General features: G+C 71.0%; 22 protein-coding genes. 17 read left to right on the top strand and 5 right to left on the bottom strand.

Annotated features, from left to right (window positions below):
* The first annotated feature begins 401 nt into the window (after positions 1-401).
* The gene (locus tag AB0927_RS18690) at positions 402-1,106 is read left to right on the top strand and encodes a hypothetical protein (protein ID WP_366668703.1); all 705 of its coding nucleotides are present in this window, start codon (positions 402-404) and stop codon (positions 1,104-1,106) included.
* A 22-nt stretch (positions 1,107-1,128) separates the two neighbouring features.
* On the opposite strand, the gene AB0927_RS18695 is transcribed toward AB0927_RS18690, so the two are convergent.
* Positions 1,129-1,584 carry a hypothetical protein gene (locus AB0927_RS18695; RefSeq protein ID WP_366668704.1) on the bottom strand — a complete coding sequence of 152 codons (456 nt, stop codon included), beginning with the start codon at positions 1,582-1,584 and terminating at the stop codon, positions 1,129-1,131.
* Positions 1,585-1,787: 203 nt separating this feature from the next.
* Here AB0927_RS18695 and AB0927_RS18700 point away from each other — a divergent pair, with 203 nt between their 5' ends.
* The 4 genes from AB0927_RS18700 to AB0927_RS18715 all read left to right on the top strand — a co-directional run bounded on the left by AB0927_RS18700 (position 1,788) and on the right by AB0927_RS18715 (position 5,142).
* Positions 1,788-2,510 carry an A24 family peptidase gene (locus tag AB0927_RS18700; protein WP_366668705.1) on the top strand — a complete coding sequence of 241 codons (723 nt, stop codon included), beginning with the start codon at positions 1,788-1,790 and terminating at the stop codon, positions 2,508-2,510.
* 43 nt (positions 2,511-2,553) lie between these two features.
* Positions 2,554-3,753 carry a cyclic dehypoxanthinyl futalosine synthase gene (mqnC, locus tag AB0927_RS18705; protein WP_366668706.1) on the top strand — a complete coding sequence of 400 codons (1,200 nt, stop codon included), beginning with the start codon at positions 2,554-2,556 and terminating at the stop codon, positions 3,751-3,753.
* A gap of 7 nt (positions 3,754-3,760) precedes the next feature.
* Positions 3,761-4,366 carry a hypothetical protein gene (locus tag AB0927_RS18710; RefSeq protein WP_366668707.1) on the top strand — a complete coding sequence of 202 codons (606 nt, stop codon included), beginning with the start codon at positions 3,761-3,763 and terminating at the stop codon, positions 4,364-4,366.
* Between the two features lie 83 nt (positions 4,367-4,449).
* Positions 4,450-5,142 (top strand): demethylmenaquinone methyltransferase, encoded by a 693-nt coding sequence (locus tag AB0927_RS18715; RefSeq protein ID WP_366668708.1) that lies wholly within the window; start codon positions 4,450-4,452, stop codon positions 5,140-5,142.
* A 34-nt stretch (positions 5,143-5,176) separates the two neighbouring features.
* Here the strand turns inward: AB0927_RS18715 and AB0927_RS18720 are convergent, their stop codons facing one another.
* Together AB0927_RS18720 and AB0927_RS18725 are read right to left on the bottom strand one after the other, a co-directional pair.
* On the bottom strand, positions 5,177-5,485 hold the full coding sequence (locus tag AB0927_RS18720; RefSeq protein WP_366668709.1) for a PASTA domain-containing protein: 309 nt from the start codon (positions 5,483-5,485) through the stop codon (positions 5,177-5,179).
* 109 nt (positions 5,486-5,594) lie between these two features.
* Positions 5,595-6,125, bottom strand: coding sequence for a GNAT family N-acetyltransferase (locus AB0927_RS18725; RefSeq protein WP_366668710.1), 531 nt, complete (start codon positions 6,123-6,125; stop codon positions 5,595-5,597).
* A gap of 97 nt (positions 6,126-6,222) precedes the next feature.
* Between AB0927_RS18725 and AB0927_RS18730 the strand changes: the two genes are divergently transcribed.
* Entirely contained in the window at positions 6,223-7,506 is a 1,284-nt protein-coding gene (locus tag AB0927_RS18730) for a geranylgeranyl reductase family protein (RefSeq protein ID WP_366668711.1), read from the top strand.
* Here AB0927_RS18730 and def read toward each other — a convergent pair whose 3' ends face one another.
* Both def and AB0927_RS18740 read right to left on the bottom strand, forming a co-directional pair.
* Positions 7,507-8,130, bottom strand: a complete 624-nt coding sequence (gene def / locus AB0927_RS18735) for a peptide deformylase (protein WP_366668712.1) — start codon at positions 8,128-8,130, stop codon at positions 7,507-7,509. It abuts the gene before it with no gap.
* A 152-nt stretch (positions 8,131-8,282) separates the two neighbouring features.
* Positions 8,283-9,110 carry a C40 family peptidase gene (locus AB0927_RS18740; RefSeq protein WP_366668713.1) on the bottom strand — a complete coding sequence of 276 codons (828 nt, stop codon included), beginning with the start codon at positions 9,108-9,110 and terminating at the stop codon, positions 8,283-8,285.
* A 744-nt stretch (positions 9,111-9,854) separates the two neighbouring features.
* Between AB0927_RS18740 and AB0927_RS18745 the strand changes: the two genes are divergently transcribed.
* From AB0927_RS18745 to nuoK, 11 genes are read left to right on the top strand one after another with little or no spacing between them, the layout of a single operon-like run.
* Complete coding sequence (locus AB0927_RS18745; protein ID WP_030494815.1) at positions 9,855-10,214, top strand: NADH-quinone oxidoreductase subunit A; 360 nt, start codon at positions 9,855-9,857, stop codon at positions 10,212-10,214.
* A 15-nt stretch (positions 10,215-10,229) separates the two neighbouring features.
* The gene (locus tag AB0927_RS18750; protein ID WP_177148523.1) at positions 10,230-10,784 is read left to right on the top strand and encodes an NADH-quinone oxidoreductase subunit B family protein; all 555 of its coding nucleotides are present in this window, start codon (positions 10,230-10,232) and stop codon (positions 10,782-10,784) included.
* Positions 10,781-11,539 (top strand): NADH-quinone oxidoreductase subunit C, encoded by a 759-nt coding sequence (locus AB0927_RS18755; protein WP_366668714.1) that lies wholly within the window; start codon positions 10,781-10,783, stop codon positions 11,537-11,539. Before AB0927_RS18750 ends, AB0927_RS18755 begins: the two co-directional genes overlap by 4 nt.
* A complete protein-coding gene (locus AB0927_RS18760) occupies positions 11,536-12,861 on the top strand; it encodes an NADH-quinone oxidoreductase subunit D (protein ID WP_366668715.1) in 1,326 nt (441 codons plus the stop codon). The genes AB0927_RS18755 and AB0927_RS18760 overlap by 4 nt, the downstream gene beginning before the upstream one ends.
* Complete coding sequence (nuoE, locus tag AB0927_RS18765; RefSeq protein ID WP_366668716.1) at positions 12,858-13,640, top strand: NADH-quinone oxidoreductase subunit NuoE; 783 nt, start codon at positions 12,858-12,860, stop codon at positions 13,638-13,640. Before AB0927_RS18760 ends, nuoE begins: the two co-directional genes overlap by 4 nt.
* Positions 13,637-14,986 (top strand): NADH-quinone oxidoreductase subunit NuoF, encoded by a 1,350-nt coding sequence (gene nuoF / locus AB0927_RS18770; RefSeq protein ID WP_366668717.1) that lies wholly within the window; start codon positions 13,637-13,639, stop codon positions 14,984-14,986. The genes nuoE and nuoF overlap by 4 nt, the downstream gene beginning before the upstream one ends.
* Positions 14,983-17,511 (top strand): NADH-quinone oxidoreductase subunit G, encoded by a 2,529-nt coding sequence (locus tag AB0927_RS18775; RefSeq protein WP_366668718.1) that lies wholly within the window; start codon positions 14,983-14,985, stop codon positions 17,509-17,511. Before nuoF ends, AB0927_RS18775 begins: the two co-directional genes overlap by 4 nt.
* On the top strand, positions 17,508-18,884 hold the full coding sequence (gene nuoH, locus AB0927_RS18780) for an NADH-quinone oxidoreductase subunit NuoH (protein ID WP_366668719.1): 1,377 nt from the start codon (positions 17,508-17,510) through the stop codon (positions 18,882-18,884). Before AB0927_RS18775 ends, nuoH begins: the two co-directional genes overlap by 4 nt.
* Positions 18,877-19,479, top strand: a complete 603-nt coding sequence (gene nuoI / locus AB0927_RS18785) for an NADH-quinone oxidoreductase subunit NuoI (protein WP_366668720.1) — start codon at positions 18,877-18,879, stop codon at positions 19,477-19,479. The genes nuoH and nuoI overlap by 8 nt, the downstream gene beginning before the upstream one ends.
* Complete coding sequence (locus AB0927_RS18790; RefSeq protein WP_366668721.1) at positions 19,476-20,318, top strand: NADH-quinone oxidoreductase subunit J; 843 nt, start codon at positions 19,476-19,478, stop codon at positions 20,316-20,318. Before nuoI ends, AB0927_RS18790 begins: the two co-directional genes overlap by 4 nt.
* Positions 20,315-20,614, top strand: a complete 300-nt coding sequence (gene nuoK / locus AB0927_RS18795; RefSeq protein ID WP_366668722.1) for an NADH-quinone oxidoreductase subunit NuoK — start codon at positions 20,315-20,317, stop codon at positions 20,612-20,614. The genes AB0927_RS18790 and nuoK overlap by 4 nt, the downstream gene beginning before the upstream one ends.
* The last annotated feature ends 8 nt before the right edge of the window (positions 20,615-20,622 follow it).

Below are 20,622 nucleotides of genomic sequence, written 5' to 3' on the forward strand. Positions count from 1 at the left end.
GCGCCGGGTCGTCGGCGGATGGTGTGGGCCCGGTGGCTTTTGCCGGGTCGTCGGCGGGTGGTGCGGGATCGGTTGGTGTCGCCGGGTCGTCGGCGGATGGTGTGGGCCCGGTGGCTTTTGCCGGGCCGTCGGTGGGTGGTGCGGGATCGGTTGGTGTCGCCGGGTCGTCGGCGGACGGTTCGGGCCCGGTGGCCTTCGACGGACCGTCGGTGGGTGGTGCGGGGCCGGTCGGTGTCGCCGGGCCGTCGGTCGGTGGTGCGGGGGCGGGGGAGTTCGGACCTGCCCCGGTGATGGGTCCGGTGCCTCCCCTGAGCGATCCGGGCGGCCCCTCGACACCCGCCCCCGCGTTCCCGGCCCCGCCTGCCTACGCCCCCGCCGCCGGTATATCGACCCCCGCCCCCGTGCCCGGTACGCCGACCGTCGTCCCCACTCCCCGGGACGGGGACGGGGCGCGTCCCGGGAAGCTCTCGGTGAGCGTGGCGGCGAGCGCGTCCCCGGCGGGGACCGGCGGTGGCCGCCGGATCAGCTGCACGGTGGCGCTCGCGGTCGCCGGTGCGCTGGCCCTGGTGACCGTCGGGGCCGGCGCCCTGCTGCGCCCGTGGTCCGACGGCGGCCACACCAGCGAGGCGGGCGGCGCCCCCCACTCCCCGGCCGACTCCCCGGCCCCCGGCGACGCCGAGCCCGAGCCCTCCGCGGCCCCCACCGACCCTTCCCAGGGCGGTTCCGTCGGCGGCGGCGAGACCACGGGTCCCGGCGCGGTCCCCGCCCGCTACCTCGGCACCTGGGAGGGCCGGGCCACCGGCCTCGGCGGCACCCTCCCCATGGGCACCTTCCGCGTCACCGTCCACCAGGCCCGCGTGGGCCAGTCCCTGGGGCGACTGCGCCAGACCGACCAGATCGGCGCCGTCTGCACCGACCTCCTCACCCTGAAGAAGGTCACCGGAACCCGGCTCCTCGTGACCTCGGTGGGCGCGAAGGACAACCACCCCGGCTGCGACCCCGCCCCCCACCAGATCGAACTGACCCCGGTCGGCGACGACTTGAAGTACACCTCGGACAGCGAGCCGGAGGGCCACCCGGTGGCCGTGCTGACGAAGGCCGGCTAGGCGGCCGGAGGCTCAGGCCGTCCTACCTCGGGTCGGAGGACATGGGGACGCATCCCGAGCCGATGCTTATGAACATGGACGACTCGTTCTGCACGCCCACCCCGGCCCACCACTCGGACTGGGGGAGCTTTCCCCCGACCCTGGCCGCGTTCGGGTCGGGGGCGTCGAGTGTGTAACCGGCCTTGACGAAGTGGGCCTTCGCCGCGTCCAGGACCGGCCGGGACGCGGCCTTCGGGACGTCGAGCCTCAGGCCGTACCCGTAGCTGAACCTGTCCGGGCCCGGTGCCTCGGTCGGGCACTTCTCCCAACTGCCGCCGTCGACCGACGTGTCGGCCGATCCGATGGCGGGGCGGACCGCTTCGAGTGTCTCCTGCGCGAGCGACCGCGCCTTCTTCACCACCGACTGGGGATCCTTGCCGTCGCCCCCGGACCCTCCGCAACCCGTGGTGACCGCCAAGGCCGCCACGGCAGCGACCACGGCTCCTCTGGACAACCGTTCCGTTGTTCTCACAGCCCACCAATCGAAGATGTGTTCAGTAGCGGCGCCGCCCCAGGACCTCGGTACGCTCTCAGCGTCCCGAGCACGACTTCTCCCGGCCGTACGACCCAGGACACCCGCCATGGCGCGACGAAGGATCTCAGACTCGACCGGTTCTCGGCCCATGTGCTGGTCGGGCCGGGATGGGTGACGTGCCGCTGTGGGTCGCCGCCGCGCTGTGGGGCGCGCTCGCGGGGGTGCTGTTGCCCAGGGCCGCCTACCGGTTGGCCGTGCCGGAGGAGGAGCCGTGGCGTGCGCGGTGCGCGGACGGGCACGTGATCCGGGGGTGGCTGGGGCGTACGGCGTGCCCGCGGTGCGCGTCCGCCGCCGGTCTCCTGGTGCCCGCCCTCACCGCCCTGGTCTGTGCCGCCCTCGCCGCCGCGACCGGCGCCCGGCCCGAGCTGGCGGTGTGGTTGCCGCTCGCGCCGGTGGGGGTGCTGCTCGGCGTGGTCGACGTCCGGGTGCGGCGGTTGCCCGACGTGCTGACCCTGCCGCTCGCCGCCGCCGCCCTCGCGCTGCTGGGCCTCGCCTCGCTCCTTCCCGGGCATGCCGGGCACTGGCTCACCGCGCTGTCCGGGGCGGCCGTACTCGGCGTGGCGTACGGGGTGCTGCACCTGCTGAACCCGGCCGGGATGGGGTTCGGGGACGCGAAACTGGCCCTGGGGATGGGGGCCGCGCTCGGGTGGTACGGATGGCCCGTGGTGCTGCTCGGCACGTTCGCCGCGTTCCTGTCGGGTGCCCTGTACGGCGGTGCGCTCGTCGTCGTACGGAAGGCCTCGCGCAAGACAGGGGTCGCGTTCGGGCCGTTCCTGCTGGGCGGGACGCTCGCCGGGGTGCTGATCGGCGCGTATACGGCGCTGTCGTAGTCTGGTCCGGTCCGTCCACACCCCTTACGAAGGGACAGCCCCGGTGACCGAGAAGGCCGACCTCCAGTCCGTCCTCGACCGTGCCGCCGCCGGTGGGCGGATCACCCCGGAAGAGGCCGTCGCCCTCTACCGCGACGCCCCGCTGCACGCGCTCGGCGCGGCCGCCGACGCCGTACGCCGCCGCGAGTACGCCGGTATCGAGCACATCGCGACGTACATCATCGAGCGCAACATCAACTACACGAACGTGTGTGTCACGGCGTGCCGGTTCTGCGCCTTCTACGCGGCCCCCAAGGACACGGACAAGGGCTGGACCCGCGACCTGGACGACATCCTGCGCCGCTGCGCGGAGACCGTCGAACTGGGCGGCACCCAGATCATGTTCCAGGGCGGCCACCACCCGGACTACGGCGTCGAGTACTACGAGAAGCACTTCAAGGCCATCAAGGACGCCTTCCCCCAGCTGGTGATCCACTCGCTGGGCGCGTCCGAGGTCGAGCACATGGCCCGGATCAGCGGGGTGTCGGTCGAGGAGGCCATCACCCGGATCCACGCGGCCGGTCTCGACTCCTTCGCCGGCGCCGGCGCCGAGCTGCTGCCGGAGCGGCCGCGCAAGGCCATCGCCCCGCTCAAGGAGAGCGGCGAGCGCTGGCTGGAGATCATGGAGACCGCGCACAACCTGGGGGTGGAGTCCACCTCCACCATGCTGATGGGCACCGGCGAGACCAACGCCGAGCGCATCGAGCACCTGCGGATGATCCGTGACGTCCAGGACCGCACGGGCGGCTTCCGCGCGTTCATCCCGTACACGTACCAGCCCGAGAACAACCACCTCAAGGGCCGTACGCAGGCGACCCTCTTCGAGTACCTGCGGATGATCGCCATCGCCCGGCTGTTCCTCGACAACGTCCGGCACATCCAGGGCTCCTGGCTCACCACCGGCAAGGAGGTCGGCCAGCTTTCCCTGCACTACGGCGCGGACGACCTGGGCTCGATCATGCTGGAGGAGAACGTGGTCTCCTCGGCCGGCGCGAAGCACCGCTCCAACCGCCTGGAGATCATCGACCTCATCCGCAAGGCGGGCCGGGTGCCGGCGCAGCGCGCGACGACGTACGAGCACCTCGTCGTGCACGACGACCCGGCGAACGACCCCGTCGACGACCGCGTCGTCTCGCACATCTCCTCCACGGCGATCGAGGGCGGCACCGCCCACCCCGAGTTGAAGCTGCTCCCCGCCAACTGAGCGCGCCGTGCTGACGATTCACGCCGACTCCCGGGGGCACGCGCTCGCCGTCGAGGGCGAACGGGTCGTGGGCGCGGGGGACCTGGCGGAGCTGGCCGACGCGTACCCGCGGGCGCGGGTGCGGCAGTGGCCCGGCATCCTCACGTCCGGATTCGTCAACCTCCACGGCACCGAGCTGCTGGAGGAGACGTACCACCCCGATCCCCGGGAGGCCGGGGAACTGGGCACCGAGCCGCTGACGGGGGACGCGCTGGCCGCGCTCGCCCTGGACGACGTGCGGTGGGGCGCGAGCGCGCGGCGGGGGGTGCAGCGGATGCTGGCGCACGGCACGGTGGCCGTGGCGTGCGACGCGCTGCGCAGACCGGCGGTCGCGGACGCGGTACGGCGTACCGGGCTGGACATCGTGGGCCGTACGGGCCGTCCCGGCGGGGTGCCGTCCCTCGACCCGCTGGCGTACGGGCTCCCGCCGCGGACGCCTCCGCGCCGGGAGCCGGGTTCCGCCGCGCGGTTCGCCGTCTTCGACGTCGCGGACGAGGCGGAACTCGCCGAACGGGGGGCGGGGACGTGCGTGGCGACGGTGATCGGGGGCCGGCTGCTGTACCGGCGTCGCTGACCCGGCCCGCCGGGCCACCGGCGAAGACCCGGACACGCCCGCCCCGAAGCCGTCCCGCGGGACCGGGCTGCGACAATGGCCGGGTGACCCGCGCATCCCTGGACAAGCAGCCGCACGAAGTCGCCTCGATGTTCGACAACGTGGCGGAACGGTACGACCTGACCAATGACGTGCTGTCCCTGGGGCAGGACCGCCGCTGGCGCAAGGAAGTCGCGGCGGCCGTGGACGCCCGCCCCGCGCAGAAGATCCTGGACCTCGCCGCCGGCACCGCCACCTCCTCCCTCCCCTTCGCCCGCACCGGCGCGTACGTCGTGCCCTGCGACTTCTCCCTCGGCATGCTCCAGGTCGGCAAGAAGCGCCACACCTGGCTGCCGTTCACGGCGGGCGACGCGACGAAGCTGCCGTTCAAGGACGACACCTTCGACGCCGTGACCATCTCCTTCGGCCTGCGCAACGTGCAGGACACGGACGCGGCGCTGCGGGAGATGTACCGGGTGACCCGGCCCGGCGGACGCGTCGTGATCTGCGAGTTCTCGCACCCGACCTGGACGCCCTTCCGGACCGTCTACACCGAGTACCTGATGCGCGCCCTGCCCCCGGTCGCGCGCGCGGTGTCCTCGAACCCGGACGCGTACGTCTACCTCGCCGAGTCCATCCGCGCCTGGCCCGACCAGCCGGGCCTCGCCGGACGGCTCCGCGAGGCCGGCTGGTCCAGGGTGGCGTGGCGCAACCTCACGGGCGGTGTGGTCGCCCTGCACCGCGGCTTCAAGGACTGAGCGCCCGGACGGCCGCCAAAGGTCCCGCCGGACCTCACCGGCCGATCATCTCGAACGCGTCCCCCGCTTCCCCCAGTTCGCGCTGGAGGCCGCCCGTCGGCGGCCGGGGGACGCGTGGTTCGCGCACGCCCCCGCCGCCCTCGCCCTCCGCGAAGTCGAACCACACGTACACCAGCGAGTCCGCCGGCACCTCCGCACCGGGCTGCGGGTACTGGCGTACGACGTAGTCCACGACCGCCCGGTGGAAGTCCGGACGGTCCGGGGCGGCCAGGAACAGGCCCCGCGCCCGGGCGGTCTCGCGCGCGTCCACGGCCATCAGACCGACCAGCCGTGGCACACGCACGTCGGGTGTTTTGGGTGTTGCGTGCACAGATGTCACCCCCAGCGGTACTGGCAGGGTAACCCCGGTGCGGTCCCGCCGGAAGGATCCGGTGTCGTACTGTGACAGACGGCTACTCTGCGTCACCAGTAGGGGAGTTGAGGGTCAGCCGGAAGCAGAGCGAGTCCTCGTCCAGGACCGGGTGCGGGTAGCTCTCCGCCGCCCGCATGCCCAGGCGCCGGACCACCGCGATGGAACGCTCGTTGCCCGGTCGTACCACCGCCACCACCTCCGGCACCCCCGCCGCCCGTACCCGCGCCACGGTCTCGTGCGCGGCGGCGGTGGCGTACCCCTTGCCCCAGTGCGCCCGGCCGATCCGCCAGCCGATCTCCGTCGCGCCGACCGGGCCCCAGTCGCGCGGCCAGGGCTGGGCACCGGTGAACCCGATGGCCTCGCCGGACTCGTCCAGCACGGTCCAGAGGCAGTAGCCGAGTTCCGCGTCGTGCCGCCGCTGGCGCGCGGTGAGTTCCTCGTACACCGACAGCGCGGCCGGCCCGCCGGCGAAGAACTCCATCACCTCGGGGTCGGCGAAGAGGCGGTGCCAGGCGAGCGCGTCCTCGTGGGTCGGGACGCGCAGCCGTATCGCGGGGAGAGATCGGTTCACAGGGCAGCCCTTCAGCCGGGTGATCTATTCCGCTGAATAGACTGCCCATGTCCAGTGCCGGTCGGCACGCAGATTTCGAACTTGGGGAGATCCCGCCGTGACCGAGCCCCTCTCCGACCACTCCGCCGATGTGATCGTCGTGGGCGCGGGGCCAGCCGGCTCCGCGACCGCGTACCACCTCGCCAAGGCCGGTCTCGACGTCCTGCTCCTGGAGAAGACGGAGTTCCCGCGCGAGAAGGTGTGCGGCGACGGCCTCACGCCCCGCGCGGTCAAGCAACTCGTCGCCATGGGCATCGACATCTCCGAGGAGGCCGGCTGGCTGCGCAACAAGGGCCTGCGCATCATCGGCGGCGGCTCCCGCCTCCAGATGGACTGGCCGGACCTCGCGGCCTACCCGAACTACGGACTCGTGCGCAAGCGCGACGACTTCGACGAGATCCTGGCCCGAAACGCCCAGAAGGCCGGGGCGCGGCTGTACGAGCGCTGCAACGTCTCCGGGCCGATCGTGGACGAGCGCACCGGCCGCATCACCGGTGTGAAGGCCAAGCTCGGCGAGGAGAAGCGCGAGGTCAGCTACCACGCGCCGCTCGTCGTCGCCGCCGACGGCAACTCCACCCGGCTGTCCCTCGCGATGGGCCTGCACCGCCGCGAGGACCGCCCCATGGGCGTCGCGGTGCGCACGTACTTCACCTCGCCCCGCCACGACGACGACTACCTGGAGTCCTGGCTGGAGCTGTGGGACCGGCGCGGCGCCCAGGAGCGGCTGCTGCCCGGCTACGGCTGGATCTTCGGCATGGGCGACGGCACCTCCAACGTCGGCCTCGGCGTCCTCAACACCTCCGCCGCCTTCAAGGAACTGGACTGGCGCGAGATCCTCAAGGCCTGGTGCGCCTCCATGCCCGAGGACTGGGGCTACACCCCCGAGAACATGACCGGGCCGATCCGCGGCGCCGCCCTGCCCATGGCCTTCAACCGCCAGCCCCACTACACCCGCGGTCTGCTGCTGGTCGGCGACGCCGGCGGCCTGGTGAACCCCTTCAACGGCGAGGGCATCGCCTACGCCATGGAGTCCGGCCAGATCGCCGCCGACGTCATCGTGCAGGCCCACGCGCGGGCCACGCCCGCGCAGCGCGAGATCGCCCTCCAGCGCTACCCGCGCGTCCTCAAGGACACCTACGGCGGCTACTACAACCTCGGCCGCGCCTTTGTGAAGCTCATCGGCAACCCGAAGGTCATGCAGATCGCCACCCAGCGCGGCCTGACCCACCCGGTCCTGATGAAGTTCACCCTGAAGCTGCTGGCGAACCTCACCGACCCGACGGGCGGCGACGCCATGGACCGGATCATCAACGGCCTGACGAAGGTGACCCCGAAGGCCTGATCAGGCGTCGAGCGCGGCCTCTTTGGCGGTCCGGCGGGCGTAGACCTCTTCCCGCCGGTCCGCCATCTGCCGCAGCGCGTCCTTCTTCTCCCGCTTGGCCAGCCGGTCCAGGTAGAGGTACCCGTCGGTGTGGTCCGTCTCGTGCGCGAGGCACCGGGCGAAGTAGCCCGTGCCCTCCACGGTGAGCGCCCGGCCGTCCCGGTCCAGGCCGCGCACCACCGCCCGGTCCGGCCGCGGTACGGCCATCACCGCGCCCGGCACCGACAGGCACCCCTCGCCCTCGTCCAGCAGCCGCCGGCCGCCGAGGGGTGATTCGAGCACCGGATTGACGATGTGTCCGACATGCCGGTTTCCCTCGTCGTCGGCGCAGTCGTACACGAAGAGGCGCAGATCGACCCCGACCTGGTTCGCCGCGAGCCCGGCCCCCTCGGCGACGTACATCGTGCGGAACATGTCGTCGACGAGCGCCGCGAGGTCGGGCCCGAACTCCGTGACGTCCCGGCACGGCTTGTGCAGCACCGCCTCGCCGACCTCGGTGATCCGGCGCACCGCTCCGCGCCCGGCCTCGGGGGCGTACCGGGGGAACTCGGCGACAGGGGCGCCCTGTACGAACACGCGTGGCATCGCGTCTTCTCCTTCACTCGTGGACGAAACCGCCGTACGGCGGCTCCGGGCCCGAGCATGCCAGGGAACGCCGCAGGGCCGCTGCCCCCGAGCGGCTGCGGCCCTGCGCGAGGCGCGAGGCGCCTCACGTGTGCGAAACGGTACGGGATACCTCAGAGCACCCGCACGGCGCCCGTCGGCTCGTCGTACGACAGCGGGTGCTCCGCGACGCCGTCCGACGGGTTCTGCGCGCCGACGAACATGCCGCCGCCCACGTACACCGCGACGTGGTACGCGCTGCCCGCGCTGCCCCAGTACAGGATGTCGCCCGGCTGGAGGTTGCTCAGCGAGACCTGGGTGCCGGCGGTCGACTGGTCCTGGGAGACGCGCGGCAGGCTCACGCCGACCTGCTTGAAGGCGGTCTGCACCAGGCCCGAGCAGTCGTACGCGGAGGGGCCGGTGGCGCCGGACACGTAGGCCTTGCCGAGCTGCGACTTCACGAAGCTGACGACGGCCGCGGCGGAGCCGGTGGCCGTGGAGGAGCTGGTGCTGGTGCTGGTGCTCGCGGCGGTGGAGCCGGAGCCGCTGGCCGCGAGGGTCGTGCGGGCGGTGCTGCGGGAGGCGCGCGCGGCGGCCTCCTGGCGGGCCGCGGCCTCCTCGGCCTTCTTCTTGGCCTCGGCCTTCTTCTTGGCGTCGGCGAGGTCCGCCTTGGCCTGCTTCGCGGCCTTCGCGGCGGCCGCGTCGCGCTCGGCCTGGAGCTGGTAGTTCGCCGCGGCCTGCTGGGTGGCGTCCGCGGACTGGGCCGCCTGCGCGGCCAGGTCGGCCGTCAGGGTGGGCAGTTCGAGGGTCTGCGTCACCGGCTCGGCGGCGCTGGCCGAACCGGCTGCCCCGGCGACGGCCAGGGTTCCGAGGACGCCACCGGCAACTCCGGCCCGCATCGCGAGGGACGACGCGCTGCGGCGGGGCTTCCGGTGGCTGCGTATGTGAGCGGTGTGGGACATGGGAACAACCGGTATCAGGGGCTCCTCCGTATCTTCAAGAAACGTGGGCTGCGCCACAGTTGCCCAATCGAGACCTCAAACCTCGGGCGTGTCGCTCCTTATTGACGCCGTAACGGACATTGCGGACGCCCGTGATCAAGCCCTTGATCACGGTCTTTGATCATTAAGTCCGAATTGCCCCACGCCTACCACCGGTTGGGGTGGTTGGCCAAGCCCGGTTCCTGAGAGGCGGCTGTGACTGTGACCGAGGTCACGGAACGGCCGTCCGGGGGTCGACGTCTCGCGCGTGTGCGGCTCGTGAACGTGTGCACGCACTTTCCCTCCCGTCCACACCGCACCACCCGTCTCCCCCTGATGTGTGAACGAGATCCACTATCAAGATCGAGTGTCCAGCGCCAATTTGCATGCAGGTGAACTCTCTTGATATTGAGACGCCCCTCTTGGCCTGCGGTGACGGGCGAGAATGTCACTTCTGGTGATCAACTGAACGCTTCGCGTGCGAAGATCACCCATCATCCGACTTCATGATCCTTCGTCAGGTGGTGGAGATCACAAAGCTTGTGGAATACCCCGTGTCGCAGATCACAGATCGGCGGGCATAAGATGCGAGGCAGTTGGGCTTGTGACCTGCTTCACATGTTCTCGATCTTCGCCGGGACAAGCGGGGTTCGTGGTGCCGGTGGGGCGGATGTGAGCCCGGTGAAACCGCCAGCAGTCAGTGCCGACTGAGAGGAGCGAGGAGCGGTGAACGCGTATGCGCCCATCCTCGTACTGGGAGCCCTCGGGGCAGGCTTTGCGATCTTCTCCGTGGTCATGGCCACGCTGATCGGTCCGAAGCGGTACAACCGCGCCAAGCTCGAAGCCTACGAGTGCGGTATCGAGCCGACCCCCACGCCGGCCGGCGGCGGGCGGTTCCCCATCAAGTACTACCTGACGGCGATGCTCTTCATCGTCTTCGACATCGAGATCGTCTTCCTCTACCCCTGGGCCGTCACCTTCGACGCCCTGGGGCTTTTCGGGCTCGTGGAGATGCTGCTCTTCGTGCTCACCGTCTTCGTCGCGTACGCGTACGTATGGCGGCGCGGCGGCCTGGAATGGGACTGAGGGGCCTTATAAGACATGGGACTCGAAGAAAAGCTGCCGAGCGGCTTCCTGCTGACCACCGTCGAACAGGCCGCGGGCTGGGTGCGCAAGTCATCCGTCTTCCCCGCGACCTTCGGCCTGGCCTGCTGTGCCATCGAGATGATGACCACCGGCGCTGGCCGTTACGACCTCGCGCGCTTCGGTATGGAGGTGTTCCGCGGCTCACCGCGCCAGGCGGACCTGATGATCGTGGCCGGCCGGGTCAGCCAGAAGATGGCGCCGGTCCTGCGGCAGGTCTACGACCAGATGCCCAGCCCCAAGTGGGTGATCTCCATGGGCGTGTGCGCCTCCTCCGGCGGCATGTTCAACAACTACGCGATCGTCCAGGGCGTCGACCACATCGTCCCGGTCGACATCTATCTCCCCGGCTGCCCGCCCCGCCCCGAGATGCTGATGGACGCGATCCTCAAGCTCCACCAGAAGATCCAGTCCTCCAAGCTCGGCGTGAACGCCGAGGAAGCGGCCCGCGAGGCGGAGGAAGCGGCGCTCAAGGCCCTGCCCACCATCGAGATGAAGGGGCTGCTGCGGTGAGCGACGCGAACGGCACCCACGGCGGCGGGGCGAACGGGGTGAACCCCGAGAAGGACCTCTCCGCCTCCAACCTCCCCGGCCGGCGCGGCCAGGGCGGCGAGGAGATCCGCGTCCAGCGCGGCATGTTCGGCGCCAACAACGGCGGCGACACCTCCGGCTACGGCGGCCTGGTCCGCTCGGTCCGCCTGCCGGGCCCGGCGAACCGCCCCTACGGCGGATGGTTCGACGAGGTCGCCGACGAGCTGGAGGGCGCCCTGGAGGAACAGGGCCTGCTGCCGGACAACGCCATCGAGAAGACGGTCGTGGACCGCGGCGAACTCACCTTCCACATCGAGCGCGAGCACCTGCTCCGCGTCGCCCGCACCCTGCGCGACGACCCCGCCCTGCGCTTCGAACTGTGCACCGGCGTCAGCGGGGTGCACTACCCGCACGACAAGGGCCGCGAGCTGCACGCCGTCTACCACCTGCGCTCGATCACCCACAACCGGCTGATCCGGCTGGAGGTCAGCGCCCCCGACGCCGACCCGCGCATCCCGTCCCTGGTCTCCGTCTACCCCACCAACGACTGGCACGAGCGCGAGACCTACGACTTCTTCGGAATCGTCTTCGACGGCCACCCGGCCCTGACGCGGATCATGATGCCGGACGACTGGCAGGGCCACCCGCAGCGCAAGGACTACCCGCTCGGCGGCATCCCCGTCGAGTACAAGGGCGCCCAGATCCCGGCTCCGGACCAGCGGAGGTCGTACTCGTGAGCAGCACCCAGTCAGCAGCCTCCCGGGAAACCACCGAGGGCACCGTCTACACGGTCACCGGTGGCGACTGGGACGAGGTCGTCCAGTCCGCGGCCCGCGCCGACGACGAGCGGATCGTCGTCAACATGGGTCCCCAGCACCCCTCCACCCACGGGGTGCTCCGGCTGATCCTGGAGATCGAGGGCGAGACGGTCACCGAGGCCCGCTGCGGCATCGGCTACCTGCACACCGGCATCGAGAAGAACCTCGAGTTCCGCACGTGGACGCAGGGCACCACCTTCGTCACGCGCATGGACTACCTGACGTCCTTCTTCAACGAGACCGCCTACTGTCTCGCCGTCGAGAAGCTCCTCGGCATCGAGGACGACATCACCGAGCGCGCCAAGATCATCCGGGTGCTCCTGATGGAGCTGAACCGGCTCTCCTCCCACCTGGTGTGCATCGCCACCGGCGGCATGGAGCTGGGCGCGACCACCATCATGATCTACGGCTTCCGTGATCGTGAAATGATTCTCGACCTCTACGAGCTGATCACCGGCCTGCGGATGAACCACGCGTACATCCGCCCCGGCGGACTCGCCCAGGACCTGCCGCCCGGCGCGGTCGACCAGATCCGCGAGTTCGTCAAGAAGATGCGCCGAAACCTCCCGGAGTACGACAAGCTCGCCACCGGGAACCCCATCTTCAAGGCCCGCATGGGGGACATCGGCTATCTCGACCTGGCCGGCTGCATGGCCCTCGGCGCCACCGGACCGATCCTGCGCGCCACCGGCCTGCCGCACGACCTGCGCAAGAGCCAGCCGTACTGCGACTACGAGACCTACGACTTCGAGGTCCCGACCGCCGACAGCTGCGACGCCTACGGCCGCTTCCTGATCCGGCTGGAGGAGATGCGCCAGTCGCTCGGGATCGTCGAGCAGTGCCTGGACCGGCTGGCGCCCGGACCGGTCATGGTCGCCGACAAGAAGATCGCCTGGCCCGCCCAGCTCGCCCTCGGCCCGGACGGACTCGGCAACTCCCTCGACCACATCAAGAAGATCATGGGCACCTCCATGGAGGCCCTGATCCACCACTTCAAGCTGGTCACCGAGGGCTTCCGGGTCCCGCCGGGCCAGGCCTACGCGGCCGTCGAGTCCCCCAAGGGCGAACTCGGCGTGCACGTGGTCTCCGACGGCGGCACCCGCCCCTACCGGGTCCACTTCCGTGACCCGTCCTTCACCAATCTTCAGGCCATGGCGGCGATGTGCGAGGGCGGCCAGGTCGCCGACGTGATCGTCGCCGTCGCGTCCATCGACCCCGTGATGGGAGGCGTCGACCGGTGACCACCTCTTCTTCGGAGCACGGCGTCAGCCTGGGCATGCCCGAACCGCCCGCGGCCGCCTACCCGGACGACGTACGGGCCCGCCTGGAGGCGGACGCGCGCGAGGTGATCGCGCGCTACCCGGACTCCCGCTCCGCCCTGCTGCCGCTCCTCCACCTCGTGCAGTCCGAGGAGGGCCACGTCACGCGCACCGGAATGCGGTTCTGCGCGGAGATGCTCGGCCTGACCACGGCCGAGGTCACCGCGGTGGCCACCTTCTACACCATGTACCGGCGCCGGCCCTCCGGCGACTACCAGGTCGGGGTGTGCACCAACACGCTGTGCGCGGTGATGGGCGGCGACGCGATCTTCGAGACCCTCCAGGAACACCTGGGCGTCGGCAACGGGGAGACCACCGACGACGGCAAGGTCACCCTGGAGCACATCGAGTGCAACGCGGCCTGCGACTTCGCGCCCGTCGTGATGGTCAACTGGGAGTTCTTCGACAACCAGACCCCCGCCACCGCCCGGGACCTGGTGGACGACCTGCGCGCCGGCCGGCCCGTACAGCCCACGCGCGGGGCGCGGATCTGCACCTTCAAGGAGACCGCCCGGATCCTGGCGGGCTTCCCCGACGAGCGGCCCGGAGCCGTCGAGGAGGGCGGCAGCGCCGGACCCGCCTCGCTGGCGGGGCTGCGCCTGGCCAAGGGCGAGCCCGCACCCGCGCGCGTGGTCCATCCCCGCGGACAGGAACCCCAGGACGGGCCGACCTCCCGCCAGGCCGAAGAGGAGGGGGAGTGATGAGCGTGGCAGCCGAACTCAAGGACTCCAGCCCCGAGAAGCTGCTCGCACCCGTGCTGTCGGCCTTCTGGGACGAGGACCGCTCCTGGTCCCTGGACGTCTACCGGCGGCACGAAGGGTACGAGGGGCTGCGCAAGGCGCTCGCCATGCCGCCCGACGACCTGATCGCCTACGTCAAGGAATCCGGCCTGCGCGGTCGCGGCGGCGCGGGCTTCCCGACCGGCATGAAGTGGCAGTTCATCCCGCAGGGCGACGGAAAGCCGCACTACCTGGTCGTCAACGCCGACGAGTCGGAGCCGGGCACCTGCAAGGACATCCCGCTCCTCTACGCGAACCCGCACAGCCTCATCGAGGGCATCGTGATCGCGTGCTACGCCATCAGGTCGTCGCACGCCTTCATCTACCTCCGGGGCGAAGTGGTCCCGGTGCTGCGCAGGTTGCACGAGGCCGTGCGCGAGGCCTACGCGGCGGGCTACCTCGGCGAGAACATCCTCGGCAGCGGACTGAACCTCGACCTCACCGTGCACGCCGGCGCCGGCGCGTACATCTGCGGCGAGGAGACCGCGCTGCTCGACTCGCTCGAAGGCCGCCGCGGCCAGCCGCGGCTGCGTCCCCCCTTCCCCGCCGTCGAAGGGCTCTACGCCTGTCCGACCGTGGTGAACAACGTCGAGTCCATCGCGTCGGTTCCCGCGATCCTGAAGAACGGCAAGGACTGGTTCAGGGCGATGGGCAGCGAGAAGTCCCCGGGCTTCACGCTCTACTCGCTCAGCGGCCATGTCGCGAGCCCCGGCCAGTACGAGGCCCCGCTCGGCGTCACCCTGCGCCAGCTCCTGGAGATGAGCGGCGGGATGCGCCCCGGGCACCGGCTGAAGTTCTGGACGCCGGGCGGCTCCTCCACGCCGATGTTCACAGCCGAACACCTCGACGTGCCCCTCGACTACGAGGGCGTCGGCGCCGCGGGCTCCATGCTCGGCACCAAGGCCCTCCAGTGCTTCGACGAGACCACCTGCGTGGTCCGCGCCGTCACCCGCTGGACCGAGTTCTACGCCCACGAGTCCTGCGGCAAGTGCACGCCCTGCCGCGAAGGGACGTACTGGCTGGTGCAGCTCCTGCGGGACATCGAGGCCGGCAAGGGCGCCAGGTCGGACCTCGACAAGCTCGCGGACATCGCCGACAACATCAACGGCAAGTCCTTCTGCGCCCTCGGCGACGGCGCGGCCTCGCCGATCTTCTCCTCGCTGAAGTACTTCCGCGAGGAGTACGAGCAGCACATCACGGGCCGGGGCTGCCCCTTCGACCCGGCCAAGTCGACGGCCTGGGCGGACCGCCCGGAGGTGAACGCATGACCGTGACCACCAACGCTCCCGCGGGTGGCGGAGAGGCGGCCCTCCCGCCGGAAGACCTCGTCACGCTGACGATCGACGGCATCGAGATCAGCGTGCCCAAGGGCACCCTGGTCATCCGGGCCGCCGAACAGCTCGGCATCGAGATCCCCCGCTTCTGCGACCACCCCCTGCTCGCCCCGGCCGGCGCCTGCCGGCAGTGCATCGTGGAGGTCGAGGGCCAGCGCAAGCCCATGGCCTCCTGCACCATCACCTGCACCGACGGCATGGTGGTGCGCACCCAGCTCACCTCGCCCGTCGCCGAGAAGGCCCAGCGCGGCGTGATGGAGCTGCTGCTCATCAATCACCCGCTGGACTGCCCGGTCTGCGACAAGGGCGGCGAGTGCCCGCTCCAGAACCAGGCCATGTCGCACGGCAACGCCGAGTCCCGCTTCGAGGGCCGCAAGCGCACCTACGAGAAGCCGGTACCGATCTCCACCCAGGTGCTGCTGGACCGCGAGCGCTGCGTGCTGTGCGCCCGCTGCACCCGCTTCTCCAACCAGATCGCGGGCGACCCGATGATCGAGCTGATCGAGCGGGGCGCGCTCCAGCAGGTCGGCACCGGCGAGGGCGACCCCTTCGAGTCGTACTTCTCCGGGAACACCATCCAGATCTGCCCGGTCGGGGCGCTCACCTCGGCGGCGTACCGCTTCCGCTCGCGCCCCTTCGACCTGGTCTCCTCGCCGTCGGTGTGCGAGCACTGCGCCGGCGGCTGCGCCACCCGCACCGACCACCGGCGCGGCAAGGTCATGCGGCGGCTCGCGGCCAACGACCCCGAGGTCAACGAGGAGTGGGTCTGCGACAAGGGCCGCTTCGCGTTCCGCTACGCGCAGCTCAGGGACCGCCTCGAAACCCCGCTGGTCCGCAACGCCGACGGGGTCCTGGAGCCCGCGTCCTGGCCGGAGGCGCTGGAGGCCGCCGCGCGCGGTCTGACCGCCGCCCGCTCCCGGGCCGGCGTGCTGACCGGCGGCCGGCTCACCGTCGAGGACGCGTACGCGTACAGCAAGTTCGCGCGGGTGGCCCTCGACACGAACGACATCGATTTCCGCGCACGGGTGCACAGCGCCGAGGAGGCGGACTTCCTCGCCTCCCGGGTGGCGGGCCGCGGCCGGGACATCGACGGTACGGGCGTCACGTACACCGCCCTGGAGAAGGCACCCGCCGTGCTGCTCGTCGGCATCGAGTCGGAGGAGGAGGCGCCCGGCGTCTTCCTGCGGCTGCGCAAGGCCTGGCGCGGGCACCGGCAACGGGTGTTCGCGCTGGCCACGCACGCGACCCGGGGCCTGGAGAAGGCGGGCGGCACCCTGCTGCCGGCCGCGCCCGGCACCGAGCCCGAGTGGCTGGACGCGCTCGCGAGCGGGGTCGGCCTGGAGGCACCCGGCACCCAGGCCGCCGAGGCGCTGCGCGGCGAGGGCGCCGTCATCGTCGTGGGAGAGCGGCTGGCCTCGGTCGCCGGCGGGTTCACCGCCGCCGTACGGGCCGCCACCGCGACCGGCGCCCGGCTGGTGTGGATCCCGCGCCGGGCCGGGGAGCGCGGCGCCCTGGAGGCCGGCGCGCTGCCCGCGCTGCTGCCGGGCGGCCGCCCCGCGACCGACCCGCGCGCCCGCGACGAGGTGGCCTCGGCCTGGGGCCTGACCGAACTGCCGCTGGGCTACGGCCGTGACACCGAGCGGATCATCGAGGCCGCCGCGGACGGCACCCTCGCGGCCCTGGTGGTCGCGGGCGTCGAGGTCGCCGACCTGCCCGACCCGGCCCGGGCGCGCCAGGCGCTGGACCAGGTCGGCTTCCTGGTCTCGCTGGAGCTGCGGCCCAGCGAGGTCACCGAGCGCGCCGACGTGGTCCTCCCGGTCGCCGCGGTCGCCGAGAAGGCCGGGACCTTCCTCGACTGGGAGGGCAGGGTGCGCTTCTTCGAGGCCGCGCTCAAGCCGGAACAGATGACCCGCCGCCTCGCCCCGACGGACGCGCGCGTGCTGCACATGCTGGCCGACGAGATGGACCACGTCGAAGGCGCCGGCGGACGCCGGCACCTCGGGCTGCCGGATCTGCGCACCATCCGCGCGGAGATCGACCGGCTCGGCCCCTGGGACGGGCCGCGCGCCGCCGAACCCCGGGAGCAGGCGGGCGCCGTGCCCCGCCCGGCCGCCGGGGAGGCCGTGCTCGCGGGCCACCGGCTGCTGCTCGACCAGGGACTCCTCCAGGAGGGCGACGAGGCGCTGGCCGGCACCCGGCGCGCCCCCCGCGCGCGCCTGTCGGCCGCCACGGCCGCCGAGGCGGGCCTCAAGGACGGCGCACTCCTCGCCGTCACCGGCCCCGCGGGCACCGTCGAACTCCCGCTCCAGATCAGCGAGATGCCCGACCGGGTGGTCTGGCTCCCGCTGAACTCCGTCGGCGGCGGCGTCGCCTCCGACACCGGGGCCCAGCCCGGCAACCTCGTCCGCATCGGCCCGGCGGCCTCCGCCGGGGCGGCCCCCAAGGAGGTGGAGGCATGAGCCCGTACCTCGCCGCTGAAGACCTCTCGATGTTCGGCCACGACCCCTGGTGGCTGGTCGTCGTCAAGGCCGTCTTCTGCTTCGCCTTCCTGATGGTGACCGTGCTGTTCTCCATCGTCTGGGAACGCAAGGTCGTCGCCTGGATGCAGCTGCGCATCGGGCCCAACCGGCACGGCCCCTGGGGCATGCTCCAGTCGCTCGCCGACGGCGTGAAACTGATGCTCAAGGAGGACCTGGTCGTCCGCCGCGCGGACAAGGTGGTCTACGTCCTCGCGCCGATCGTGGCGGCCATCCCGGCCTTCATGGCGATCGCGGTGATCCCGTTCGGCCCCGCCGACCACGAGGTCTCCATCTTCGGCACCCGCACCACGATGCAGCTCACCGACCTGCCGATCGCGATGCTCTACATCCTCGCGGTCGCCTCGGTCGGCATCTACGGCATCGTGCTCGCGGGCTGGAGCTCCGGATCCACGTACCCGCTCCTGGGCGGTCTGCGCTCCTGCGCGCAGATGATCTCGTACGAGATCGCCATGGGCGCCGCGTTCGCCTCGGTGTTCCTCTACTCGGGGTCGATGTCGACGTCCACCATCGTGGCCCAGCAGCACGACCGCTGGTACATCCTGCTGCTACCGGTCTCCTTCCTCCTCTACATCGTCACCATGGTCGGCGAGACCAACCGCGCCCCCTTCGACATGCCGGAGTCCGAGGGCGACCTGGTGGGCGGTTTCAACACCGAGTACTCGTCCATCAAGTTCGCGATGTTCATGCTCGCCGAGTACGTGAACATGGTGACGGTCTCCGCCGTCTCCACCACCCTGTTCCTCGGCGGCTGGCGGGCCCCCTGGCCGATCAGCACCTTCTGGGAGGGCGCCAACCACGGCTGGTGGCCGATGCTCTGGTTCGTCATCAAGGTGCAGTTGCTGCTGTTCTTCTTCATCTGGCTGCGCGGCACCCTGCCCCGGGTGCGCTACGACCAGCTGATGAAGCTCGGCTGGAAGGTCCTCATCCCGGTCTCGGTGACCTGGCTGATGCTGGTCGCCTCCGTACGGGCGCTGCGTAACGCGCACTACGACTTCGCCGACATCGCCCTCTATGTGGGCGGCGGGGTGCTCGCCCTGCTGCTGATCTCCTTCGTCGCCGACATCTTCCGCGAGAAGGCGCAGGCGGTCGAGGAGAGTGCCGCCGACCAGGGCGGGTTCGACCCGATGGCGGGCGGCTTCCCGGTGCCGCCGCTGCCCGGCCAGGAGCTGCCGCCGGTGCCCAGACGCCGCCCGCGCCGGGAGCGGGAGCTGATTGTCAGTGGCGGGCCCGACACTGTCGGTGACGGTTCGTCAGAGGGATCTTCGGATGGAAAGGAGGCGTCCGATGGCTGAGGAGCCCAAGGAGATCAAGCCCGGTTTCCAGAACCCCGTGGCCGGCTTCGGCGTGACCTTCAAGGCCATGTTCAAGAAGCGGCTGACCGAGCAGTACCCGGAGCAGAAGAAGACCACCGCTCCGCGCTTCCACGGACGGCACCAGCTCAACCGCCATCCGGACGGCCTGGAGAAGTGCGTCGGCTGCGAGCTGTGCGCCTGGGCCTGCCCCGCCGACGCCATCTACGTGGAGGGCGCCGACAACACCGACGAGGAGCGCTACTCGCCGGGCGAGCGCTACGGCCGCGTCTACCAGATCAACTACGCCCGCTGCATCCTGTGCGGGCTGTGCATCGAGGCGTGCCCCACGCGCGCGCTGACGATGACCAACGAGTTCGAACTGGCCGACTCCAGCCGCGCCAACCTCATCTACACCAAGGAGCAGCTGCTGGCCGGCCTCGAAGAGGGCATGGTCGAGGCGCCGCACTCCGTCTTCCCCGGCACCACCGAGGAGGACTACTACCGGGGCCTGGTCACCGAGGCCGCGCCCGGCACGGTCCGCCAGGTCGCCGTCTCCAAGGGGGAGAAGGAAGAGGACCAGGAGGTGGACGCATGAGCGCGCAGCTCGCCGCCTACACGACCTCCACCGGTGAGGCCTTCCAGTTCTGGGTCCTCGGCACCGTCGCGGTGATCGGCGCCCTGTGCACCGTCTTCATGAGGAAGGCCGTGCACAGCGCGCTCAGCCTCGCCGGGACCATGATCGTCCTGGCGGTGTTCTACCTCGCCAACGGCGCCTACTTCCTGGGCATCGTGCAGATCGTCGTCTACACGGGCGCGATCATGATGCTGTTCCTGTTCGTGGTGATGCTCGTCGGCGTCACGGCCGCGGACTCGCTGAAGGAGACCATCAAGGGCCAGCGCTGGCTGGCCCTGCTGTGCGGGGTCGGCTTCGGCGTGCTGCTGCTCGCCGGGATCGCCAACGCCTCCCTGACCGACTTCACGGGCACCGGCCAGGCGAATGCCAACGGCAATGTGGAGGGCCTCGCCGCCCTCATCTTCACCAAGTACGTCTTCGCCTTCGAGATCACCGGCGCCCTGCTGATCACGGCCGCCGTCGGCGCCATGGTGCTCACCCACCGCGAGCGCACCGAGCGCGCCAAGACCCAGCGCGAGCTGGCCGAACAGCGCGTCCGCGAGGGCAGGCACGTGCCGCCGCTGCCCGCCCCGGGTGTCTACGCCCGGCACAACGCGGTGGACATCGCGGGCCTGCTCCCCGACGGCACCCCGTCCGAGCTGACCGTCAGCAAGACGCTGCGCGAACGCGGCCAGATCCGGGACGTGTCCACGGAGGCGATCAACGACCTGCGGGCGCTGGAACAGCGCTCCAAGGAGCGTCTGGAGCGGACGCCGACCGAACCGGAGACGTTCAAGCGGCCCGAGGAGGCGTCGAAGTGAACCCGGTCAACTACCTGTATCTCGCGGGCCTGTTGTTCACGATCGGCGCCACCGGCGTACTGATCCGGCGCAACGCCATCGTGGTCTTCATGTGCGTCGAGCTGATGCTGAACGCCTGCAACCTCGCGTTCGTCACCTTCTCCCGGCTGCACGGCAACCTCGACGGCCAGGTCATCGCGTTCTTCACGATGGTCGTCGCCGCCGCGGAGGTCGTGGTGGGCCTCGCGATCATCGTGTCGCTGTTCCGTACCCGCCACTCGGCCTCGGTCGACGACGCCAGCCTGATGAAGCTGTAAGGGGTCGG

This window comes from Streptomyces sp. NPDC048106, from assembly GCF_040706415.1.
Lineage (GTDB): Bacteria > Actinomycetota > Actinomycetes > Streptomycetales > Streptomycetaceae > Streptomyces.